The sequence below is a fragment of the Coriobacteriia bacterium genome, assembly GCA_034370385.1.
Lineage (GTDB): Bacteria > Actinomycetota > Coriobacteriia > Anaerosomatales > PHET01 > JAXMKZ01.
The window spans coordinates 113,136-127,552 of sequence record JAXMKZ010000051.1 but is presented as its reverse complement, the minus strand read 5'-3'; the positions used below and the strand labels follow the sequence as shown (position 1 = coordinate 127,552).

General features: G+C 65.7%; 16 protein-coding genes and 1 pseudogene. 4 read left to right on the top strand and 13 right to left on the bottom strand.

The window, feature by feature from the left end:
* Window positions 1-7 precede the first annotated feature (7 nt).
* Genes U1E26_10655 through U1E26_10645 form a run of 3 tightly spaced genes read left to right on the top strand, consistent with a single transcriptional unit; the run spans window position 8 to window position 2,177 of the window.
* The gene (locus U1E26_10655; protein MDZ4170091.1) at window positions 8-1,192 is read left to right on the top strand and encodes a glycosyltransferase; all 1,185 of its coding nucleotides are present in this window, start codon (window positions 8-10) and stop codon (window positions 1,190-1,192) included.
* Entirely contained in the window at window positions 1,186-1,464 is a 279-nt protein-coding gene (locus U1E26_10650) for a hypothetical protein (GenBank protein MDZ4170090.1), read from the top strand. The genes U1E26_10655 and U1E26_10650 overlap by 7 nt, the downstream gene beginning before the upstream one ends.
* A 59-nt stretch (window positions 1,465-1,523) precedes the next feature.
* Complete coding sequence (locus tag U1E26_10645) at window positions 1,524-2,177, top strand: class I SAM-dependent methyltransferase (GenBank protein ID MDZ4170089.1); 654 nt, start codon at window positions 1,524-1,526, stop codon at window positions 2,175-2,177.
* Between the two features lie 69 nt (window positions 2,178-2,246).
* Here U1E26_10645 and U1E26_10640 read toward each other — a convergent pair whose 3' ends face one another.
* The 12 genes and pseudogenes from U1E26_10640 to U1E26_10585 form a co-directional block, all read right to left on the bottom strand.
* Window positions 2,247-2,942: an ABC transporter ATP-binding protein gene (locus tag U1E26_10640; protein MDZ4170088.1), complete on the bottom strand. Its 696-nt coding sequence runs from the start codon at window positions 2,940-2,942 to the stop codon at window positions 2,247-2,249.
* Window positions 2,943-2,951: 9 nt separating this feature from the next.
* Complete coding sequence (locus U1E26_10635; protein MDZ4170087.1) at window positions 2,952-4,121, bottom strand: FtsX-like permease family protein; 1,170 nt, start codon at window positions 4,119-4,121, stop codon at window positions 2,952-2,954.
* Window positions 4,122-4,146: 25 nt separating this feature from the next.
* The gene (locus U1E26_10630; protein MDZ4170086.1) at window positions 4,147-5,310 is read right to left on the bottom strand and encodes an FtsX-like permease family protein; all 1,164 of its coding nucleotides are present in this window, start codon (window positions 5,308-5,310) and stop codon (window positions 4,147-4,149) included.
* Window positions 5,307-5,921, bottom strand: coding sequence for a PadR family transcriptional regulator (locus tag U1E26_10625; GenBank protein ID MDZ4170085.1), 615 nt, complete (start codon window positions 5,919-5,921; stop codon window positions 5,307-5,309). The genes U1E26_10630 and U1E26_10625 overlap by 4 nt, the downstream gene beginning before the upstream one ends.
* 152 nt (window positions 5,922-6,073) lie before the next feature.
* A complete protein-coding gene (locus U1E26_10620; GenBank protein MDZ4170084.1) occupies window positions 6,074-6,535 on the bottom strand; it encodes a PIN domain-containing protein in 462 nt (153 codons plus the stop codon).
* Between the two features lie 136 nt (window positions 6,536-6,671).
* Window positions 6,672-6,770 (bottom strand): annotated as a pseudogene (locus U1E26_10615) (CopG family transcriptional regulator).
* A gap of 219 nt (window positions 6,771-6,989) precedes the next feature.
* Window positions 6,990-8,624, bottom strand: a complete 1,635-nt coding sequence (groL, locus tag U1E26_10610; GenBank protein ID MDZ4170083.1) for a chaperonin GroEL — start codon at window positions 8,622-8,624, stop codon at window positions 6,990-6,992.
* A 58-nt stretch (window positions 8,625-8,682) separates the two neighbouring features.
* On the bottom strand, window positions 8,683-8,982 hold the full coding sequence (gene groES / locus U1E26_10605; GenBank protein MDZ4170082.1) for a co-chaperone GroES: 300 nt from the start codon (window positions 8,980-8,982) through the stop codon (window positions 8,683-8,685).
* A gap of 323 nt (window positions 8,983-9,305) precedes the next feature.
* Window positions 9,306-11,657 carry a tRNA (adenosine(37)-N6)-threonylcarbamoyltransferase complex transferase subunit TsaD gene (gene tsaD / locus U1E26_10600; GenBank protein ID MDZ4170081.1) on the bottom strand — a complete coding sequence of 784 codons (2,352 nt, stop codon included), beginning with the start codon at window positions 11,655-11,657 and terminating at the stop codon, window positions 9,306-9,308.
* Complete coding sequence (gene tsaE, locus U1E26_10595) at window positions 11,654-12,154, bottom strand: tRNA (adenosine(37)-N6)-threonylcarbamoyltransferase complex ATPase subunit type 1 TsaE (protein MDZ4170080.1); 501 nt, start codon at window positions 12,152-12,154, stop codon at window positions 11,654-11,656. The genes tsaD and tsaE overlap by 4 nt, the downstream gene beginning before the upstream one ends.
* Window positions 12,151-12,729 (bottom strand): uracil-DNA glycosylase, encoded by a 579-nt coding sequence (locus tag U1E26_10590; protein MDZ4170079.1) that lies wholly within the window; start codon window positions 12,727-12,729, stop codon window positions 12,151-12,153. Before U1E26_10590 ends, tsaE begins: the two co-directional genes overlap by 4 nt.
* A gap of 16 nt (window positions 12,730-12,745) precedes the next feature.
* Complete coding sequence (locus tag U1E26_10585) at window positions 12,746-13,261, bottom strand: nitroreductase family protein (GenBank protein ID MDZ4170078.1); 516 nt, start codon at window positions 13,259-13,261, stop codon at window positions 12,746-12,748.
* A gap of 141 nt (window positions 13,262-13,402) precedes the next feature.
* Between U1E26_10585 and U1E26_10580 the strand changes: the two genes are divergently transcribed.
* Window positions 13,403-13,762, top strand: a complete 360-nt coding sequence (locus U1E26_10580) for a hypothetical protein (protein ID MDZ4170077.1) — start codon at window positions 13,403-13,405, stop codon at window positions 13,760-13,762.
* Here U1E26_10580 and U1E26_10575 read toward each other — a convergent pair whose 3' ends face one another.
* Window positions 13,763-14,413 (bottom strand): V-type ATP synthase subunit D, encoded by a 651-nt coding sequence (locus tag U1E26_10575; protein MDZ4170076.1) that lies wholly within the window; start codon window positions 14,411-14,413, stop codon window positions 13,763-13,765.
* Window positions 14,414-14,417 lie beyond the last annotated feature (4 nt).

Below are 14,417 nucleotides of genomic sequence, written 5' to 3'. Positions count from 1 at the left end.
CTGACCGATGCGCATCGGGATGTTCACTGACATGTACCTCCCGCACATCAGCGGGGTGACCAACCACATCTCGCTGTACAAGCGGCGCTTCGAGGACCTGGGCCACGAGGTGTACGTGTTCACCTTCGGGGACCTCGACTACGCGGATGCCGAACCCAACGTCGTGCGCTCCCCCGGTCTTGCGTGGGGAGACACAGGCTGGCGAGCAGCCGTCTCCTTCTCGGCACCGGCCCGCGCCATCATCCGCACGCTCGATGTGGCGCACGTCCACCACCCGTTCCAGAGCGGGCCTCTTGCGCTAAGAATCTGCCGCGAGCACGGCATCCCCCTCGTCTTCACGAACCACACGCGCTACGAGCTGTACTCGGATTCTTACGCGAGCTACGTCCCGCAACCGCTGCGCTACTGGTTCCTGCGCCGCACGCTGAAGCGCTTCTGCGAGTCGACCGACCTCGTGGTGGCTCCGGCCGCCTCGATCGCCGAATGGCTGGGCACATTCGCGGGCTACTCCGACGCGGTGGTCGTGCCCAACGGCATCGACATCGACCGCTTCGCGAACCCCGTACAGCCCCGCGCGCGCGAGGAGTTCGGCTTCGGACCCGACGACATCGTGCTGTGTTATGCGGGCAGGCTGGGCCCCGAGAAGAACACCGAGTGGCTGGCGAGTGAGTTCGCCGCTGCGGCCGCGCGCGAGCCGCGCTTGCGGTTGCTCATCGTAGGCGACGGTCCATCGTCAGCCGGGGCGCGCGCAGTACTGGCCGAGGCGGGCGTGGCGGATCGGGCGCACTTCACGGGGCTCGTGGACTACGTACAGGTTCCGGGCTTCGAGGCCGCAGCCGACGCGTTTGTGACCGGCTCGGTCACCGAGGTGCATCCGCTGGTGGTGCTTGAGGCGATGGCGGCGGGGCTACCGGTGCTCGCCGTGAGCTCGCCGGGCATCTCCGATACGGTCATCGATGGCGAGTGCGGGCTACTGGCCCCGCAGGTGACCGACGGCGCGCTCGCCGAGCGCATGCTCGCGCTTGCGGGCGATGCGGACCTGCGGATGCGACTGCACGCCGGAGCGCGGGACCGCGCTAACGCGTACGCCTTCGCGCACACAGCCGACGTAGTGCTGGCGCACTACGAGCGGCTGGCGGCGGCACGACACAGATGCATCCACCGGCTGCGAACGGGAGGTCCACGGTGCTGAAGAACAAGCTTGAGCTTATTCGCGATGGCAGTCCCCAAGTGCTGCTGACATGGCACAAGCACAGTGAGTCCGGCGAGGTCATCCCCGTCGCGATCGAGTATCTGGATGATCTCGAACCCGAGGTGCGCACGAGCATCGAGAACATCGCGCTCCGACCTGTCTTGGCCATGGTCGAAGGCACCCGCAAGCGAGTAGCACCCGGAACCTCGGCTCACTTCTTAGCGCTACCGAGGGTTCTGTCCCGTTTGGGATTCCGGACTCGTCAGTACTGACGTTTCGGCATGTGCGCCGCTGAATGGGCTAGGGGGGACTGCCGGTCGTGGAGTCTGAAGTGCGAGAGCAGTACGAGAGGTGGCTGCGGGGCTGGACCCCCGTGTCCCTCTACGTGAGGTGGTACTTGCGGCACGGTGGCGCGCGGTACGCGCCACCCCTGTTTGCGGCGATGCGGCGGGTCGAGCTCCCCCGCGTTCTCGACGTGGGCTGTGCGACCGGCTTCTATCTGTTGTGGGCCTTCGAGCACGGACTGGGCGCCGAGATACTGGCCGGGATCGACGTGAGTCCGCAGCTTCTGAGCGAGGCGGCCCGACGGCTTGAAGACGCAACGCGCGCCGGCGCCAACGTGGAACTGCTTGAGGCGTCGGCCACGGCACTGCCCTTCGCCGATGGGTCGTTCGATGCGGTGCTGTGTAACGGCGTCGTGAAGTACCTCGACGATGCAGCGCTGTCTGAGTTCCTACGCGAGGCGCGCCGGGTGCTTGCGCCGGGCGGCTGCATCGCCGTCGCGGACTTCGGAAGACCGATCGCCATCCAGACCACGTTGTTCCCGCCGAAACGCTTCGGCATCCCCACGGACCACCTGCGCACAGCAGACGAGCTCCGCTCGGCCCTGACCGGCCACGGCTTCGTCGGGGTGAGAGACGTGCCGCTCAAACGCCTGCGCCGCATCCCCCTGACGTACGAAGGTGCAGTAGGCGTACGGGCCTGACGAGTCCATCGGGCCGAACGGCGCCTCTGGACAAACCCTTCGACGGCGAGGCTCCTGACGGACCACGCCCTACGACACGGCGCGAATCGTCTCTTCATCCACGACGCGCCCGTCCCTTAAGAACACGATGCGATCAGCGTAACCCGCCATCCGCGGGTCGTGAGTGACCATGACGACCGTCTGTCCATCCGAGCGCAGCCCCTTCACAAGCGCCATGATCTCCTCGGCGCTTACCGAGTCGAGATTGCCGGTGGGCTCGTCGGCCAGCACGAGCTGCGGATTCTTCACGAGCGCCCGTGCGATCGCCACGCGCTGCTGTTCGCCACCTGACAGCTCCGAGGCAAGCTGATCGACCCGGTCAGACAGCCCCACCTTCCCCAGAATCTCAAGCGAACGCGTCTTGCGTTCCGCCCGCGGGACGCCGGCGTACTCTGCCGCGAGCATGACGTTCTCGAGCGCGGTGCGCGTGGGAATCAGGCTATAGCCCTGAAAGATGAAGCCGACCTCGTTGGCCCGGATCGCGTCGAGTTCGCTGTCCTTCAGCTTCGTGACGTCACGTCCGTCGAGCACCACGTGGCCGGCGGTCGGCCGCGCGAGGCAGCCAATGACGTTCAGTAGCGTCGACTTCCCCGAGCCCGACGGCCCCATGACCGCAAGGAACTCGCCGTCCCTCACCTCGAGGTCGGTGCCGCGCAGCGCATGCACCACGTTGCGCTTGCCCATGTGGAACAGCTGCTCGACGCCCTGCACTGAGATCGATGACATGTCGTCTCCCTACTCGTAGGCGAGCGCGGCGGCCGGATCGAGCCGCGACGCATGACGTGCGGGCCATAGACCGCCGATCAGGCCGAGCACCACTGACATTCCAAGCGCGATGAATACGAGTCTCCCCGTCATGAGAAGCGACGAGGTTCCGGTTGACGCCACGATTGCGGAGTTCACAACGGTCACGGTAAGGGCGCCGAACGCAACGCCCACAAGCCCGCCGATGAGGCTCATGACCGCGGATTCGGCAAGCACGTCGCGCGCGACCCGAGATCGCGACGCACCGAACGCTCGCTTGAGGCCGATCTCGCGCGTCCGCTCGCCCACCGACATCGTCATGGTGTTTACGACCGAGAGCGTGCACACCAGAAGCGCGATCGCTGAGATGCCGAAGACGACCGCTGTAAGCAGTTCGACGAGGCCCGTCGCAGTCCCCAGCATCTCGGTCGGACCGGTCGCCTTGATGCCCTCGACGTCTCGCTCGAGCCTGGCGGCGAGCGCGTCACCATCCACGCCTTCATCGATGACAACCGTGTACTGCACGGCGAGCTCATCGGGCCGCACGCTGTCTTGGAACGTCTTGGGCAGGTTCATCCAGAAGAGATCTTGCGCGTCGGCCAAGGCCACGTAGGCGGCGGAGTCAGAGACGTTCACGAACGTGCGGTCGAGAATGCCTACGACCGTGAACCTCTTGTCTCGAATCTCCATCACGTCGCCCACGCCGAGCTTCCTGCCTCGGGCGAGGTCGCTGCCAAGCACCACCTCTCCGCGCGTGGTGCCCTCGGTGAGACGGCCCTCGGCCGCGTTGACGTCGAGATAATCTTCCCAGATACCCGGCGAGACGCTGATGACAACGGGCGGGATCACAGCGAGGTAGTCATCATCGATGAGGGTGGATACGAGGGGGAACGCCTCCCGGACGCCGGGATAGGCGTCAAGTTCGGGCTTGAGGTCCATAAGGAGGGGCCGCTCGCCAGTGGCCATACCGATGACGGTCGTCTCCCGCTCGTCTATCACGGTGACGACGCCGTTGAAGTAGCCGGTAAGCCGGTCCATGTACACGCGGTTGTTCTCAGCCGCCGAACCGAGCACGACGAGCGCGAACACCCCGATGGCCACGCCGATGACTGTCAGAATCGAGCGTCCCCTCCGGCGAAACACATCACGCAGAATACCCATGGTCCCTCCCCCAAAGTCCTATGCGCTACCGCGCGACGAGTGCCGCCGACGGATCGAGTCGGGCCGCGTTTCGTGCAGGCCACAGCCCCCCGACGATACCCAGCACGACGGCGAACGCCAGTGTTCCGACCACCAGCCGCGGAGTCACGAGGAACATCGAGGTGCCGGTGCCGGCCACGGTCGCTGCGTTGAGACCCAGCGCCACGAGCACTCCGAGTACGAGCCCTCCGATGCCACCCAAGGCGGCCATCAGCGCAGATTCGGCAAGCACGTCACGCCTGACCCTTCGGCGAGTCGCCCCCAGTGCGCGCTTCACGCCTATCTCGCGCGTACGCTCGCCCACAGCCATGGTCATCGTGTTCACTACTGAGACGGTGCCGACGATGAGCGCGACCACCGCGAGGCTCCACAGCACCGCGTTGACCAGATCGATGATCTGGGCCTGCGCCTCCTTCATCTTCGTCGGCCCGGAGGCGAGCACGCCATCGACGTCGCGCGTCAGCTGCTCGGAGAGGCGGTCGAGATCGACCCCCTCGTCGCCGTACACGTTGGCCTGGAGCACGAGGTCTGAGGGCCTGACGTCGTCCCTGAAGGCCTCGGATAGACGTCTGTGGTAGATCTGCTGCGCATCGGCGAGGGGCACAAACGCCCCCGCATCGAGGGCCGTCATATACGTCCGCCCGTAGATGCCCACCACGACAAACCTGGCATCGCGCAGGGTGACGTTGTCGCCTACCTCAAGACCGCTCTTCTTCGCCATGTCCGTGCCGAGCACCGCCGCACCCCGCTCCCCGGCCTTCAAGCGGCGGCCCTCGACGGTCTCGAAGCTGGCGAAGTCGGGGCTGCTCGCCTCGGCGCCCAGAATCATCGGCGGGATGCCGGTGAACTCGTCCTCGATCATGATGTTCACCTGCGGGCTGACCCTGCGAACGCCAGGGTAGGCCCGAATCTCATCGACGATTTCCTTCGCAAGCGGCCTCGATCCGAGCGACATCCCAACGAAGTTCGATGTCTCCGCCTCCACGACCGTGATGAAGTTGTCGTAGTAGCCACTGCTCGTGTTCAGCAGGACGTTCATGTTCTCAGCCACCGCCCCCAGCACCACGAGCGCGAACACCCCGATTCCGACGCCCGTGATCGTCAGAATCGAGCGCCCCTTGCGCCGGAAGATGTCTCGCAACACGCTCACGTCAACTCCTCCTCCCGCGCTGCGGCGAGCTCGGCCGAACTGGCCTGAACCCGCACGCGGCCCCCTGCAACCCCTGACACCGGACTCGCCTGTGCCCGACCGATCCTGGCCTCGGCCGCGTCTAACCAGTGAATGACCGCTTCGGTCTTCGCAATCGACAGGTCGACCTGCAGCACCTCGGTGAAGTCGAGCTCCGCATCGAGCTCCTCCTTGAGGCCGGTCAACGAACCGATTCGCCGCAGCAGTCCCTTGCGCTGCGCCTGAATGACGTCGAACACCTCTACGTCTCCGGTCAGCCCGAGGACGACCTTCGCGAACAGCTCGTCGCGACCAGCCTCACACCCATCTGTCGGCGAGAGAAACCAGCGTCGTAGCTCCGCACGCCCCGCCGGTGTCACCGTGTAGAGCTTGCGATCCGGAGCGTCGGCCACCGACACCGTCTCCGACTGCACGCACAACCCGGCACGAACGAGCCGCTCGAGCGTCGAGTAGACCTGCCCGTAGTTGACGCTCCACTCCGCCCCGAGCGCGTCCTCCAGCTCCCGACGCAGCTCGTACCCGTGCATGGAGCGCCGATCCAATGCTGCCAAGAGTCCATACTTCACACTCATCCGCTACCACCTATACACCGAGTATCTACATACCCAGTATATAGACCTGTTCAGGGAATCGGTCAAGGCCCCACCCCGAGATTCCCCGGTACCCCGCATGAGTCGTGCGCGGAGGGTCGCCTCAGTGGAGATCACGGACTTCGGATTGTCGCTCAGCAACCGATCTCGGCGAGTTCGAAGTCGGACGCGAACGGATTCAGGAACGTCACTCCCTCGATCTCTTGTCGATGCGCGAAATCCTCAGAGAGCACTACGGGGAGTCCTGCCTGCCAGGCGGACGCCCAGATCAGGGCATCGTAGATTCGCAGCCCACGCCGCGCGGCTACTTCTGCCGCCATCAGTGAGACTTGGGGCCCCGTGGGGAGCACACGAAACGCGTCCGCAGTTCCATGAACGTGCTCGAGCACGTGGAACCGCGATCCGACGCCAAGGCGTCTGACGAGAGTGTCGAACATCTCGGCGAGCACCTGAGTGCTGATGTAGCCGCGGTCAGTCGCACTCAGGGCAATCATCATCTGGGCTGCCCGTGCCTGTTTGCCCGCATCGTCGCCCAGCCTCGCGTACAACAGGATGTTCGTGTCGAAGAAAGCGGTCGTTTCGGTCGTAGATCTCATCCCGGCTCCACGGGTGCGAGGCCTTGGCTTCATGCGCGGATAGCTCCCTCCACTCCTCGAGCATTCGAGTGAGTCGCGCGGTTCGCTCCTTGCGCAGACGCTCATCTGAGGCACTTCGCGTGAGCAACGTCAGCGCATCGCGCACAAGCTCTGATTCCGACACGCCGCGCTCCGAAGCGAGCTCCTTGAGCGCGCGATCCTGTTCGGGGTCGATGTTGAGCTGTTTGCGAATCATGCGCCCCATGCTCGACCACCTCCCTTACCGGAATCCAAAGGAAACCCAACCGTCTCGCAGGTGACGGCACCGCCTCTCAAATATACATCGTCCATACATCTGCAACTACCCCTCGGAAGCGCCGCCAGCGGTGAATCCCATCCAATGCACAACAGAGGCCCCCGGCGATCGCCGAGGGCCTCCCTGTGTTGCGGAACGCGTTGCGCGGATGCGCAGGTGCTACATCATGCCGCCCATGCCACCCATGCCGGCCATGGCAGCAGCAGCGCCGTCATCCTTCGACGGAGCATCGTTGATGGCGGCCTCGGTGACGAGGATGTTCTTGGCGATCGACGCAGCGTTCTCGAGCGCCGAGCGGGTGACCTTGACCGGGTCGATAACACCCATGGCCATGAGGTCGCCGTACTCGCCGGTGGCCGAGTTCAGGCCCCAACCGGGGGTCCCGTTCTCGCGAACCTTCTCGACAACGACGGAGCCTTCGAAGCCAGCGTTGCTGGCGATGGTCTTGAGCGGCTCGATGAGCGCCTTGCGGATGATGGTCACGCCGACCATCTCGTCGGGATCGGCCAAGTCGAGCGCGTCAAGCGCAGGAAGCGCGTCCACCAGAGCCACGCCGCCGCCGGCGACGATGCCCTCTTCGACAGCCGCGCGGGTCGCCTGCAGGGCGTCCTCGATGCGGTGCTTCTTCTCCTTGAGCTCAACCTCGGTAGCCGCGCCCACCTTGATGACGGCCACGCCGCCGGAGAGCTTGGCGAGGCGCTCCTGGAGCTTCTCGCGATCGAAGTCGGAGTCCGAGTTCTCGATCTCGACCTTGATCTGGTTGATGCGGCCCTTGATGTCGTCCTCGGCGCCCGCACCGTCGATGATGGTGGTGTTCTCCTTGGTGATCTTGACCGTCTTCGCGCGACCGAGAACCGTCAGGTCCACCGAGTCGAGCTTCATGCCGAGCTCCTCGGTGACAACCTGGGCGCCCGTGACGATGGCGATGTCCTCGAGCATGCGCTTGCGGCGATCGCCGAAGCCCGGCGCCTTGACGGCGACCGTGACGAACGTGCCGCGCAGCTTGTTCAGGATCAGGGTGGCGAGCGCCTCGCCCTCAAGGTCCTCGGCGATGATCAGCAGCTGCTTGCCCGCCTGCATAACCTTCTCAAGCAGCGGGAGCAGGTCCTGAATGTTGCCGATCTTCTGGTTGGCGATGAGGATGAACGGGTCGTTGAGCACGGCCTCCATGCGATCGGGGTCCGTGATCATGTACGGCGAGATGTAGCCCTTGTCGAACTGCAGACCCTCGACGGTCTCGATGTCGATACCGAAGGTCTGGCTCTCCTCGACGGTGATGACGCCGTCCTTGCCCACGACCTCCATCGCCTCGGCGATCTTGTCGCCGATCTCGTCGTCAGCGGCCGAGATGGCGCCGACGTGGGCGATCTCGCCGCGGTCCTCGATATCCTTGGCGTGGCTCTTGATCTCGGCCACAACCGCGGTCACGGCCTTCTCGATGCCGCGGCGGATGGCGAGCGGGTTGGCGCCGGCGCTCACGTTGCGCAGACCCTCGCCCACGATGACCTGCGCGAGCAGGGTCGCGGTCGTCGTGCCGTCACCGGCGACGTCGTTGGTCTTGATGGCGACTTCCTTGACGAGCTGTGCGCCCATGTTCTCGAGCGGATCGTCGAGCTCGATCTCCTTGGCGATGGTCACGCCGTCGTTGGTGATCGTGGGGGCGCCGAACTTCTTCTCGAGCACGACGTAGCGGCCCTTGGGACCAAGCGTCACCTTCACGGCGTCGGCAAGCTTGTTGACGCCGGCGGCAAGGCCGTGGCGAGCCTCTTCGTCGAAACGGATCTCTTTAGCCATGCTGGTCTCGATACCTCCTTGGATAGTGCGGATGGGTCAGGTTGGCGAAGCGTTGTGGCTAGTCTTCGACGACGGCGTAGATGTCGTCGGCGCGAAGGATCAGGTAGTCCTCGCCATCGACCTTGACCTCAGTGCCGCCGTACTTGCTGTAGACGACGGTGTCGCCCGCCTTGACGTCGAGCGGAATGCGGTTCTCGCCCTCGTCGTCCCACTTGCCCTCGCCCACGGCGATGACCGTGCCCTTGGTGGGCTTCTCCTTCGCGGTGTCGGCGATGATGAGGCCCGACTTCGTCTGAGTCTCGGCCTCGGCCTGCTTCACGATCACGCGATCGCCCAGCGGCTTCAGATTCATTGACATCCCTCCTGCTTCCTTCTCGACGGTCTACGACTGCGGGCGCGGCTGCACCCGTTGGTCACGGTTCGGCTTAAGCGCGCCCCCGTTGCGCGAAGGAGTACGTACCCACCTCCGCGCGCTGTCAGCGCACCCCACCCTCCGAGTGCTGGCACTCACACGCCTCGAGTGCCAGCAAGAGCGATTGTAGCCACGTACCACTCATGATTCAAGGGGTTGCGTGTGGAGAAATCGAGAAATCTGAGTGTCAGTCGCTCAGATTTACGAGGACAGGGGCGCAGCCGGGAATCGCGCGGGTCGCCGGACCCGCCCGGACTGCTGGCTCAACCTCACGTCGTATCGAGGCGCAGACCGGGAACCGCATCGGCGTCGATGCTGAGGAATTCGCCGCGCCGCAGCCGCGGCAGGGCGGCAGCGGCGATCATGGCCGCGTTGTCGGTGCACAGATGGAAGGGTGGGACGCTGACGTGCACGCCCAGTGGCTCGATGGCCGCGCGCAGCGCCTCGCGCAGCGACGGGTTGGCCGCCACCCCACCGGCCAGACAGAACGCCTGCGCGCCCGTCTCCTTGACCGCACGCACCGCCTTGGAGACCTGAACGTCCACCACCGCCGCCTGAAAGCTCGCGGCGAGATCGGGCACGTCGATCTCTCGTCCTGCCTCGCGCTCGTGGCGGATGTGGTTGATCACGGCGGTCTTCAATCCCGAAAGCGAGAACGCGTAGTCGCCGCTCTTCATCATGGCGCGGGGAAAGTCGATGGCCGTCGGATCGCCATCCACCGCCATGCGAGACAGTACCGGGCCGCCGGGATATCCGAGGCCGAGCACCTTGGCGACCTTGTCAAACGCCTCGCCGGCAGCGTCATCGAGAGTCTCGCCCATCGTGCGGTACACGCCCCACTCGGGCATGTGCACGAGCGACGTGTGGCCCCCACTCACCAGGAGAGCCACCAGCGGAGGCTGCACCAGCGGATCGGCCAGCACGTTGGCAAAGATGTGACCCTCCAGGTGGTTGACGCCCACCAACGGCACCCCCGTGGCGAGCGAGAGCCCCTTCGCGTAGGCGAGCCCGACCACGAGCGCCCCGACCAGACCGGGTCCGTAGGTCACCGCGATGCCGTCGAGCGCCGCAAACGGCATCACCCCCGGCGCCCCGAGGGTCTCGCCCGCCCGCACCAGCGCGTCGTCGATGACGCCCACGATCGCCTCGGCGTGCTTGCGGCTTGCGATCTCGGGCACCACGCCGCCGAACCGCGCGTGGAAGTCTATCTGGCTTGCCACGACGTTGGAGACCAGGACGCCGTCGGTCGTCACGACAGCGGCGGCCGTTTCGTCACATGAGGTCTCTATCGCAAGCAGGTACCGGTCGTCGCCCGGCGGCAGTTCGGCGCGTGCGGGTGTCGGCAGCTCCCCCTCGACGCCTGCCCGCCCCCCCATGATGACCGCGTCCTCGCCCGTGTCAGAGTAGTAGCCCGGGCGCAGGCCGACCTGCTCCATGCCCACCGCCAGGTAGAGGTCGATAGCGGTCTGATTGCCAGCGCGGCACTCCAGCGTGATCCGCAGCGCCCCCATCACGGCCGCCTGTTGAGAGAGCCGTGCGAACAGCGCTCGCCCGACACCACGACGGCGAAACGGCGCGTCAACCGCCAGATTCAACAGATGCGCCTCGTCGTCGAGGAGCGCGACGCCCCCGTAGCCGATGACTGCGCCATCCGAATCGGCCACGAACCAGGCCCGCCGGGGGGCGTTCAGCTCGTCGGTGAACATGCCCACGGTCCATGCATCCGTGAACGAGGCGTCCTCGATGGCGAGTATCCCGGGGATGTCAGTCGCTCGCAGGGGCCTCAGCCACACCCCGTCGACACCCTCAACGGTGGAATGCATCGAGTCAGCAGGGCCGTCGCTGGCGGCAGCAACGCCCGAATCCGGCGGGTCCGCCTGAGGCAGACCAGCACGGGCTCGCTCGTTCTCCTCGGCATCCGACAGACGGGTGTACACCGGCAGGACCGTCGCGGGGTCTCCCTCGCCCCACCCCTGCCGGGCGCGATCATCGACCCACGCGGCAATCAGCCCCGTGGCGTCCGGGTGCCACAGCTCCTCCGTGAGCACGCGCGCGTCGGGAAGCTGGGCCCGGAAGGCCTCATGGTGCTTGAGGAGCCCGTTGCCTGCGAGCACGGTCGGTATGTCCTCGCCCGCCCCCCACTGGGCCGCAACCGCTTCGGGAGCGGCGACGGTGTCCGGCGTCAGCCGACGCGCTCGTCCGCCGTGCAGCTCGTAGAGGGCCGGGTAGACCTCTCCGCGCATCGCGTCACCGATCACGCCCAGGCGTCCTTCGACGCCGCCGATAGCCGCTTGCCAGGCGATCGCGTCGAGCGTCGACGTGCCCCAGAGGGGAACACCGAGTCCATGCGCGAGCCCCTTGGCTGTCGCCACACCTATGCGCACCCCCGTGAAGGAGCCCGGCCCTCGACCCACCGCGATCCCCTCGAGTTCGCCGATGGCGCAATCGGCGGCCTCGAGCGCCTCGAGCACCCACGACAGCAGCACCGTGTTCGCCTTGCGCGGAGCCACGCGGGACACATCTGAGAGCACGACCACGCGCCCGGAGCTCTCGGCGTGGGCGACCCCCACCGCAACGGTCTCAGTCGCCGTATCCAGCAGCAGTAGCCGACGCTCGCTCACCGTCTGGCCTCCCCCGACGTCGCAGCTTCGCACGCCGCGATCCACGCTGCAGCCAGCACTTCGCCCCGCGGACCGAGCGGCCGCACTTCAAAGCGGCGGCCTTCATCGCTCACCAGGCGTACGGTCACGGCGATTCCGTCCAAAGGCAGTGCCTCGGCGAAACGATCGCCCCATTCGACGACGGCGACTCCGTCGGCCTCGAGCGTCGCGTAGTAGTCGAGATCCTCGAGCTGGACCGCCTCATCAAGCCGGTACAGATCGAAGTGATAGAGGGGAATCCGCCCTTCATGCACGAGCAGCATGTTGAAGGTCGGGCTGGTCACGGGCTCGATGACCCCCAAGCCCTCGGCTATGCCCTTGGTGAGCTGCGTCTTGCCCGCGCCGAGGTCACCGGATAGCAGCACCACGTCGGCCGCGACGAGCAGGGGCGCCAGCAGCTGACCGATTCGCATGGTCTGCTCAGCGGAGACCGTGGCGATGGAGCGCCCGCCCATCATGCCGACGCCTCAAGGCGGGCGACGAGCTCCCCCAGCGCGGCGAAGTCGGCAAACATCACATCTCGCTTCGTGCGGTCGTAGATCGCGGCCGCCGGATGATAGACGGGAAACACCGAGAACCGACCCGCATGCGCGAGCTGGCCACGGAGCTGCGATATCGAAGCGTCGGTCTTGAGGATGAACCTGGTCGCGAAGTTCCCGAGCGTCACGAGCACGTCAGGCGCGATCACCCTGATCTGCTCGCGAAGAAACGGCGTGCACGTCTCGATCTCATCAGCCAGCGGATCACGGTTGCCCGGCGGCCTGCACTTCAGCACGTTGGCGATGAACACGTCGGCGCGCTGCATACCTGCGTGGGCGAGCAGTTCGTCGAGGAGTTTGCCGGCAGCACCCACGAACGGCTCTCCCTTGAGGTCCTCGTTCCTGCCCGGCGCCTCACCGATGATGACCACGCGCGCTGCAGGGTTGCCGGATCCGAACACCAGGCTGGTGCGCGTCTGTGCCAGCGTGCACCGGCGGCAATCTCCGATGAGATCACGAATCTCGTCGAGGTCGGCGCAGCCCAAGCCGGTCATAGCGGTCGCGCCCCCTTTAGATCCACGTGGCGATTTCGTCGAGCGGCCTGCGCGCAGGTCGTCCGGCTGACTCAGCCGAGTACCCGACGGGCAACACGGCGACCGGCGTGATCGGTCTCGACAGGCCGAGCGCCGAGCGAACAGCCTCCTCGTCAAAGGCGCCGATCCAACACGACGCCAGCCCTAGGTCCACCGCTGTCAGCAAGATGTTCTGCGCGGCAGCGGCGGTGTCTTGAATCGCGTAGAGCATCTCACCGCGATCCCCGTAGCGCGCGGCACATGGTCGCGGATCCACCGAGACCACGATGATCACCGGTGCTGCCGTCGCCCACCTCTGATGAAGCGCGGTGGCAAGTCGCTCTCGAGCCTCCAGACTGCGTACGACGGTGAACCGCCACGGCTGCACGTTGCCGGCGGAGGGCGCCGAAACGGCAGCCTCAAGCAGTTTGCGAACCTCAGCCTCAGGCACGTCGAGCTTCGCGTTGAAATGCCGGACACTCCGGCGCTTCGCAATCACCTCGGAGAACTCCACCAGCTGCTCCTGTTGTCGCGTCGACCGCCCTCAGGCAGCCTGGTCCGTGTCGAACGCCATTCTATCCGAACCCACGCCCTGCCGATGACAGGCAGGGACTACCGGAAACGCGTCGAACACTTCCGACAAAGGAGGTACGTGATGCACAACCAGCCTGATGTCACCGACGAGAACCTCGGTATCCGAGCGTTCAAGCTCCAACGGGCCAAGGCGGTCGAGCGCGCCGCAGAACGGCTGCGCCACGGTCTCGGTCCGTCGTGGAAGGACCTCACCAACGACGAGATCGAGGAACTCGAGTGGGTGATGGGCGAGCTGTGGGCGTACGCGGCGCGCGCTGACTGGGACGACCTCCACTTCGGGCGCCTGACCATGAGCGATGTGATCCGCATCCTGACCCTCGGCAGCCAACTCAGACGCCACTCGCGTCCGAGTGTCGAGGTGCTGCGTGATGTTGAGGCGATCGTACGCGCAGAGGGTACCGCCGACCACACGGCGGAGTGATCACCCGGAGAGCGCGGCCCGCTTCTTAGCCTCGATCTTCTTCTTGACCTTCTTCAGGCGAAACAGATCCTCGCGAGCACGCTCGTCGAGGGTCTGCCTGATATAGGCGACCTGCTCTCGAAGCGCCGGCACGGTGACCTGCTCGAGCGCATTCACGCGGCGGTTCGTCTTGTTGATCTCCTCGCCGAGGCGCTTGAGGCGCGTCTCGATGTCGGCATACTCGATGATGACATCGAGTATCCGCTCGAACTTGTCGGCCGTCTCATCGACGCGAGACGAAACCCCGGTGACGGAGTACCCACGGGTGAACGAGGACTTGATGGGGCTGTCGCCCTTCGTCACCACCGGGACCGCCACGCCCATAATCTTCGTTCCTGACATGTCGACGACGACCTCGCCGGTCGTCGCCAGCGACGCCGACCTCACGGCGACCGCGCCGTCAACCGCCTTGGCGATGGTCAGTGAGTACTGCGCCTCAGCGACGTTCTTCTGCAAGGACTCCGAGAGGCGCAGCGTTTCGTCCATGACACCCATGAACTCGATGAGCAGCGCGTCCCGCTTCTGTTTGAGCAAGTCCATGCCCTGCTGAGCGAGCCCGATCTGCGCCCGCCGCTCGAGGAGCTCGGCTCTAGTTGGACGAACCTCTTCCATGGTC

What these genes read in the sequence shown, in the direction of transcription:
- U1E26_10655 (MDZ4170091.1), top strand. Translation starts at nt 8, where the DNA reads ATGCGCATCGGGATGTTCACTGACATGTACCTCCCGCACATCAGCGGG.
- U1E26_10640 (MDZ4170088.1), bottom strand. Translation starts at nt 2,942, where the DNA reads ATGTCATCGATCTCAGTGCAGGGCGTCGAGCAGCTGTTCCACATGGGC.
- U1E26_10635 (MDZ4170087.1), bottom strand. Translation starts at nt 4,121, where the DNA reads ATGGGTATTCTGCGTGATGTGTTTCGCCGGAGGGGACGCTCGATTCTG.
- U1E26_10625 (MDZ4170085.1), bottom strand. Translation starts at nt 5,921, where the DNA reads ATGAGTGTGAAGTATGGACTCTTGGCAGCATTGGATCGGCGCTCCATG.
- U1E26_10620 (MDZ4170084.1), bottom strand. Translation starts at nt 6,535, where the DNA reads ATGAGATCTACGACCGAAACGACCGCTTTCTTCGACACGAACATCCTG.
- groL (MDZ4170083.1), bottom strand. Translation starts at nt 8,624, where the DNA reads ATGGCTAAAGAGATCCGTTTCGACGAAGAGGCTCGCCACGGCCTTGCC.
- groES (MDZ4170082.1), bottom strand. Translation starts at nt 8,982, where the DNA reads ATGTCAATGAATCTGAAGCCGCTGGGCGATCGCGTGATCGTGAAGCAG.
- tsaE (MDZ4170080.1), bottom strand. Translation starts at nt 12,154, where the DNA reads ATGATGGGCGGGCGCTCCATCGCCACGGTCTCCGCTGAGCAGACCATG.
- U1E26_10590 (MDZ4170079.1), bottom strand. Translation starts at nt 12,729, where the DNA reads ATGACCGGCTTGGGCTGCGCCGACCTCGACGAGATTCGTGATCTCATC.
- U1E26_10580 (MDZ4170077.1), top strand. Translation starts at nt 13,403, where the DNA reads ATGCACAACCAGCCTGATGTCACCGACGAGAACCTCGGTATCCGAGCG.
- U1E26_10575 (MDZ4170076.1), bottom strand. Translation starts at nt 14,413, where the DNA reads ATGGAAGAGGTTCGTCCAACTAGAGCCGAGCTCCTCGAGCGGCGGGCG.